Source organism: Candidatus Poribacteria bacterium, assembly GCA_021295755.1.
Classification (GTDB): Bacteria; Poribacteria; WGA-4E; order WGA-4E; family PCPOR2b; genus PCPOR2b.
In genome coordinates, this window is sequence record JAGWBT010000175.1 from 1 (window position 1) to 6,567 (window position 6,567).

Annotated in this window: 7 protein-coding genes; 4 read left to right on the plus strand and 3 right to left on the minus strand. The window is 51.6% G+C overall.

Translation table 11 applies throughout. The features are described from left to right. The first annotated feature begins 368 nt into the window (after window positions 1–368). The 3 genes from J4G02_20470 (at window position 369) to J4G02_20480 (ending at window position 2,904) form a co-directional block, all read left to right on the plus strand. Window positions 369–1,043 carry a hypothetical protein gene (locus J4G02_20470; protein MCE2396901.1) on the plus strand — a complete coding sequence of 225 codons (675 nt, stop codon included), beginning with the start codon at window positions 369–371 and terminating at the stop codon, window positions 1,041–1,043. Between the two features lie 86 nt (window positions 1,044–1,129). Next, entirely contained in the window at window positions 1,130–1,897 is a 768-nt protein-coding gene (locus tag J4G02_20475) for an amidohydrolase (protein MCE2396902.1), read from the plus strand. Window positions 1,898–1,971: 74 nt separating this feature from the next. Next, the gene (locus tag J4G02_20480; GenBank protein ID MCE2396903.1) at window positions 1,972–2,904 is read left to right on the plus strand and encodes a phytanoyl-CoA dioxygenase family protein; all 933 of its coding nucleotides are present in this window, start codon (window positions 1,972–1,974) and stop codon (window positions 2,902–2,904) included. 111 nt (window positions 2,905–3,015) lie between these two features. Here the strand turns inward: J4G02_20480 and J4G02_20485 are convergent, their stop codons facing one another. From J4G02_20485 to J4G02_20495, 3 genes are read right to left on the minus strand one after another with little or no spacing between them, the layout of a single operon-like run. Then, complete coding sequence (locus J4G02_20485) at window positions 3,016–4,074, minus strand: Gfo/Idh/MocA family oxidoreductase (GenBank protein ID MCE2396904.1); 1,059 nt, start codon at window positions 4,072–4,074, stop codon at window positions 3,016–3,018. A 41-nt stretch (window positions 4,075–4,115) separates the two neighbouring features. Continuing rightward, window positions 4,116–5,357: a hypothetical protein gene (locus J4G02_20490; GenBank protein ID MCE2396905.1), complete on the minus strand. Its 1,242-nt coding sequence runs from the start codon at window positions 5,355–5,357 to the stop codon at window positions 4,116–4,118. Between the two features lie 19 nt (window positions 5,358–5,376). Continuing rightward, on the minus strand, window positions 5,377–5,661 hold the full coding sequence (locus J4G02_20495) for a hypothetical protein (GenBank protein MCE2396906.1): 285 nt from the start codon (window positions 5,659–5,661) through the stop codon (window positions 5,377–5,379). Window positions 5,662–6,338: 677 nt separating this feature from the next. On the opposite strand from J4G02_20495, the gene J4G02_20500 reads away from it, so the two are divergent. Beyond that, a partial coding sequence (locus tag J4G02_20500; GenBank protein MCE2396907.1) for a hypothetical protein occupies window positions 6,339–6,567 on the plus strand: 229 nt, incomplete at its 3' end.

A 6,567-nucleotide genomic window follows, 5' to 3' on the forward strand; every position in this document is an offset into this window, starting at 1 on the left:
TACTCTCAATCAAGCACGGCAGAAATTCAAACGATTTTATTATTACACAAAAGCATAATTTATCTGACACAGTACTAGCAACTTAGATTATAATAACGTAAGTTGTTAGTTGTAAAACCCGCTTGGCTTGGATAGACATATCCAAGCCATAACCGCAAATATCCGGTAGTTTTGTCAATTCATTACCAGTAATGGTTTTCTGGATTTATCGTGCGTCTACCCAATCCAACACATGTCGCCCCGCTGGGGCTAAATGAACCGCTGAACCAATGATTTTTACGTTTCACGCATCACGTTTCACGTTATCAACGGCTGCAAACTAGCACCATTGGTTAATATAATCAACGACTAAAGGAGGTCGTATAGATATGTCAGAACAACTCACGTTGAAACAACGGATACACAACAGCGAAATTATTAACATCGGCGGAGCACCTACAAGTGCTTCAAAAAGTGAACTCGAAGCGATTCTCAATCAGGACTCCTACGATTTAATCGGGACCGACGCCCAACACTCGGCGTTCAATGAAGAGAAACTCGTTTCATTTTGCGCTAACTTGGAAGAGTTGGGGATGCCCGTTCAGTTGCGTATCAAACATACACGGAACGCTTATCTCATTGGAAATATCCTCGATCTGGGACCATTGGCAATTGTCGTGCCGCAGGTCGAAACGGAGGCAACGGTTGATGAAGCGATCGATGCCTTCTACTATTCGCCGATAGGAAAACGGAGTTGGGGACCCAGTTCGGGGTATGGCTTCAAGCCAGATATGGAACGGCTAGAGTACGCCGAATGGTGGAACAACAACGGTATCCTCAGTCTACAACTGGAATCCGTTGATGCAATCATCAATGCACGAAAACTTGCCAAACCCGGCGTTGACATGCTCATGTTCGGCGCGAACGACTTAGGATTTAGCCTCGAAACATATCCAAATCCCCCGTTCAAAACGGTTGAGGAATGCTTCCAGCATGTTGTCGAGCAAATGGAAGGGACTCAAGTCAAAGTAGGAGTTGGCTACACACCCGGTGGACGGCTCTAAGTCGATGCGCCTAGAGTGCACAAAGATTGTGTGCCTGTAATCGCGCAACTTTTCCCAAACCCAATGATAGAGAAAGGATCACTCCAATGATTATCGTCGATACCCACTGTCATGCCGGACTGAACAAATACGAACCCATCGAAACTCTGCTTTACCACATGGAGCAATCCGGTGTCGATCGCGCGGTCTTAATTCAGCATCAGGGAACTACCAACAATAGTTATCATGTTGAATGTTTGGGTGCCCACCCAGACCGGCTTGCCTCGGCGATGATTGTGGAAAGCACCGACGATGGAGAGCGGATGCGCTATTGGGCGGACCAAGGGCTTGTGGGGATCCGTCTCGCCGCAGACTCACGAGCGGAAGCGTCTGATCCGCTCGCACAGTGGCGTACTGCTGCCGAACTTAATCTTGTCGTCAGTGCCCCTTCAAGCCCATCAACGCTCCTCAGCGACGGATTTGCTGAAGTCCTGAAGCTGTTTCCTGACCTCCAGATCGTCATCGAACATTTAGCTGGTGTGGGCACGGATGCAGTGGCACCGTATGATGAGTTGAAGCGCGTTCTTGCCTTGGCAAAACACCCCAACCTGACAATAAAACTGCCGGGCTTCGGGGAATTCTGTAACCTGCCTTATCCATTCGAGAACGTCCCTCCGCTGGCACGCATGGTTGTGGAGGCGTTTGGACCGCAACGGGTAATGTGGGGGAGCGACTTTCCGCCGGTCAGTTCGAGGGAAGGATATCACCGTTCACTTCAGTTCCCGCTTGATTACTTCTCCGATTTGAGCGAGGAAGAGCGGGAGTGGATTTTCGGTCGCACCGCGTTGTCGGTGTGGAAATTCGCCGATTCTTGACGTTTGGGTTACACTGTGCCGATAGGTATATTATAGAAGATCCCTAAACGATTGATTATAATGGAGATGATATCATGACGAGCACAACGAAAAATGTTTTGCCCCAACCGACAACTGACCTTAATCTAGCGAAAACACATTTGGACGAGTTCGGTTATTGTCTGCTCGCCAACGCGCTCAGTCCAAAGCAAGTTGAGGCGTTACGCACTCGATTGATAGAACAGGCAGCCGCAGAAAAGCAGCAAGGGCTTGCTCATGAAGATGGCGGTAAGGAAAAGGACAGCGGTATCAATCAGCGAGTCTGGATGCTGATTAACAAGGGAGAGATTTTTCATGAACCGTTGCTCCACAAGGATGTCCACGACCTGATTGGGCATGTCCTCGGCGAACAATATCTGTTGTCGTGCTATACCGCTAATATCGCCAAGCCGGGCGGCGTAGCGATGAATCTGCATACCGATCAGTGGTGGATGCCGCCACCGACCCGGCGTGATCGCTCTCCACTTCCCGTTGGGTCAATTACACGGGAACGTCGAGATGTTGATGACACCGGTCCACCGCCGATGATTGCGCCAGCCGTCGTTGCCAACGTTATGTGGATGTTGGTTGATTTCACCGCTGACAACGGTGGCACTCGCCTCGTACCCCGAAGCCATTTGACGGGACGGCACCCAGACAAAGAACTGGATAAGGATGTTGAACCGATTGCTGCGGAAGGTCCCGCCGGTACAGCGATGGTGTTCGATGGTCGTATGTGGCACGGGACAGGCGCGAATGTGAGTGACGGACCGCGACTAGGGGTGTTGTCAACATTCTGCGGCCCCCAATTCCGGACGCAAGAGAATCTCACCGTCGGCACATCAAAAGAGGTCTTGGAGAACGCACCGCCGGAGCTGCTGGCGTTGCTCGGCTTTAAGGTGTGGAACGCCTATGGCCGCGTCGAAAGTCCCGCCGTTGATTTCATAGCCCCTGACGAGACATCTCTGGGGGAATTACGCCCGGAGTAATTCTAAAAAAATAGCTCATATTAAGAATTGCATAACAGAAACCGAGTTTTTGCCAAAAACTCGGTTTCTTTTTAGATGAACCAGAAAGAGTTAGTAGAAATACCGGATTCCCTACCAACTCGACACCCAACGCTCACGATTCGCAACCGGTGGATGGACAGCAACACCGCCCCCTAGATGTGACTCATAAATACCAAATCCGATCTCCGTCCCCAGCATCGTCGCCCGCAGATTGCTGACTCCCGGTCTCCCTGTTCTTATCGACTCCACCAACTCACGGACCTTGCGCTCGGTGCCGCTCCACGGCGTTACCGGCTCGACTTCAATCGGATCGTAGGCACGCTGTTGTTCCTCGCTTTTACGCACAGACAAAGATTCGCCATCGTTCTGGATCCGGATAATCCCCGCCTCGCAAACCAGTTCATACTCCCGGCTTGCTCCGGTCGCTGCTGCATGGAGAGTCGTCCCGTTATCAAATTCGACATACGCCGACAGGATGGCTGTATCGCGCACGAACCGCATATTGGCGGTATCTCCTTCGGCGTGATGCAGTTCTCCTAGCGTTCCACGGATGGAGACCGGTTCGGGATCGTCCAATAGATAAAGAAGCGTGTCAAGAAAGTGTCCGCCGATGCTGTTGCCAGCGAACCCAATCACCGACCGAACCGCCCCCAACGCCCCACTATGAGCAATACTGTGTGCTTGTCGGTAGATCGACCAGTTTCGACGCATCGGTCCGAATTCAAGGAAGACACCGTTTCGCTCAAACGCCTCATTGATGGCATCTGCCTCAAGGAGTGAACAGCACAGCGGTTTCTCGGCATACATACCTTTGACACCGTGCTCCGCCCCGTAAATCATCGCCTCAGCGTGCTGCTCTGGGCGGGTTGTAATACTGAGGATATCGGGTTTCTCCACATCAATTAACTCGCGATGATCCGCATATCCCCGCGGCACGTTCCAACGTTCTTGAAACGCCCTCCGCTTCTCCTCCACGATATCGCACGCGGCGACCATTTCTGTCTCCTCAACGACCGCATAGCCGCCCGCATGGCAGTAGGGTAACATTAGACCGCTGCGGTAGGGTCCCTGTTTCCTTTTTGCTATCTGTTCGTCCTCAATGGTATTCGCCATGCGCCCACAACCGATGATACCGACTTTTAGTTTCATTACGAACCTCCTTCTGAAAGGAAAGTTAGAGATTTAAGGATTTACGTCAAGTCGCTCGTTAAAACCAAGATTTCACATTGGTGTACGCTGGGCCAAGGGTCAGGCGTTTCAATGCCTTCCAAGAGCAATAGGATGGTGTTGAGTCCCTGTTGTAACGGTGGATTATCGAACACAAGCCACTGTTGACCCTGACTGTTTGTCACTGTCCGACTCGGCGTGAAGGGGAGGACCTTTCCGTTGACCTCAAAGTGGATGCGGTCCAGCGAATCTTCAAAATCTTCCATGCGCAGCCTAAGCTCGGTCTTCCCGATTCTCCCTTCGGCTTTTCCACCGTCAATGGCATCGTGAACGATAAGGCGCATCGCGTGCTCAGGACCTGCCCCTCTGCCCATGAGTGCCAACTTACGCGGCACTTGGAGGCGGTGATCTGCTCTCCCCGCCCCAGTAGGAGACGGGAGGTAATAACAACGGTTCCGCCATTCCAGAGACGAAGTCTCCCTTAGATCTTGTACGGTTTGGAGATGGTAATCATCAAAAATGTTGAAGTCGTTGCTGTCGGTAGGACCGGCGCGATGGGACGGATAATCGTAATTGAAAAGATGGACACCGGCAGCACCGTCACGATAGCCGTTCAGTGCGGTAGCCCTCAGCACACTGGAAGGACTGCGCTCATAGCCCTCCTGCGGCGAAACCGTATACGTAGCCCCATCGAACCCTGTGAATACCAAAGTCCCGTTTTCCTTCGCAAAGGAAACCGCTTTGCCGATATCAATCTCGTGAACGCAGTAACCCGGAGAACCCAATACGAGGATATCCGCAAGTCCTTCGCGTATCCAAGTCTCTGTGTCCATTCCCGCCTCCAGATTTTCCCCAATGCCGACAGGGACCCGGACGATAAGCTGTAACTCCCGATCCTTTGACGCACTGTGTCGCTTGACAATCTCCTGTGAGTCCCGCATGAACTGCGTCAATGTCGGAATATTCTCAATAATCTCACCGGGGCGGAAGAAAGGTGACGCGCGACTGAAATCCAGTTCTAGTCCATCGAAATCGTAGCGGGTTAGGGTTTCGTCGAATAGCCCTAGAAAACGTTCTCTTACCTCCGTTTTCGCGTAGTTCCATCTCCAAGAAAAGGCCCAGTCCGCGCCGTGAACGCCGCTAGGAACAGGAGATCCAAGAAGTAGATCGAGTCTTTCCGTCTTCTGCTGAGAGCGGCCATACCATCCACGGGCTTCATCGCAGGCGTGGGCATCGTTCATACGGAAGGAGCCGTAGACCGCCATATCCTGCTTTCTGGCACCCTCAATCGTCCTGGAGGAGCTTCGCAAAAAGCCTGTACAAACACTCATGGGCGTTCGCGGGCATCCTGCCGTCTATCTCCTTCACAAGTCTGCCGTGAATGTGCAACGGTTCAACAGATTTCAACGGATGACCGTGAATGTCGGTAGGTAGAGGATCGGGGTTCCAGTCCTCAATGTTGTCCCCCCACAGTTTGCCATGGGGACTCCCCCGCCAAGACAGATCATCGTCAATCCCGACAAGGACAGAAAGTGCATCCACGCCGGCATTGACGAGCGTGGGCATCATCTTGGTGATGTCCTCCGGTTCCCATCGATCTTGGTAATTGATGATCCAGTGACCGTCGGTGTTAAAAATGAGCCGGGGCCCTCAAATCCATTTCAATCACTCCATAAGTAATATTGCCAATCTATTCGTCCCTGAAGCGTAGGCAGCAGAGCATCAAACCGATTATATAGCACATTGAAATTTTAAGCAACGGATAAAACGAGAGAATTCTATAGGACTTACGCAGCCAACCGTAGGTGCTTGCATCCGCCTGTCCCGTTCCGTTTCACGAGAATCCCGATGAATCGGGAGAGGCTGCGCGGACGGATCCGCTCGAACTTGCCCCGCAATACTTGTCGAGAATCGGAATTCTCCCCTACTGCGTAAGTCCTAACTTTAACGGCACCCCTGGCAAAATCTAACAAAATCTAACACTTTTAGGATTTACGCAGCCAACCGTAGGTGCTTGCCTCCCGCCTGCCTGGTCTCGGCACGGACTTCCTCCCGGTCTCAATTTATCGGAGATTCATCGGGGATTTATCGGGGGGGCATCTTACCCCGCGCCAACTGTGCTGAAATGCGTAAGTCCTATTCTAGGCAAAATCAGTTGTTGCTTTTTCTGAAAGGCTCGTTTACAATAATTTAGCGTCAAAACGTTCAACCCCCTTTCCGCTTATGTTGAGTTGAGGAGATAGAACATGCCAACTCCGATGGAAGAATATCTGTTCGACCTGCACGGTTACACGATTATCAAGGGGGCGATTGACCCCGATCACCTCCGCGCGATGAACGATTTTCTTGATGCGCTGCCGCCCCTGCACATCGATCAGTGGTACGGCAATATCGACGTCCATACCTATAGCGGGATCGATGGGACGAATCTGCAAAATATCATCGAAGGCGGGGAGATTTTTGAACGACTCATCG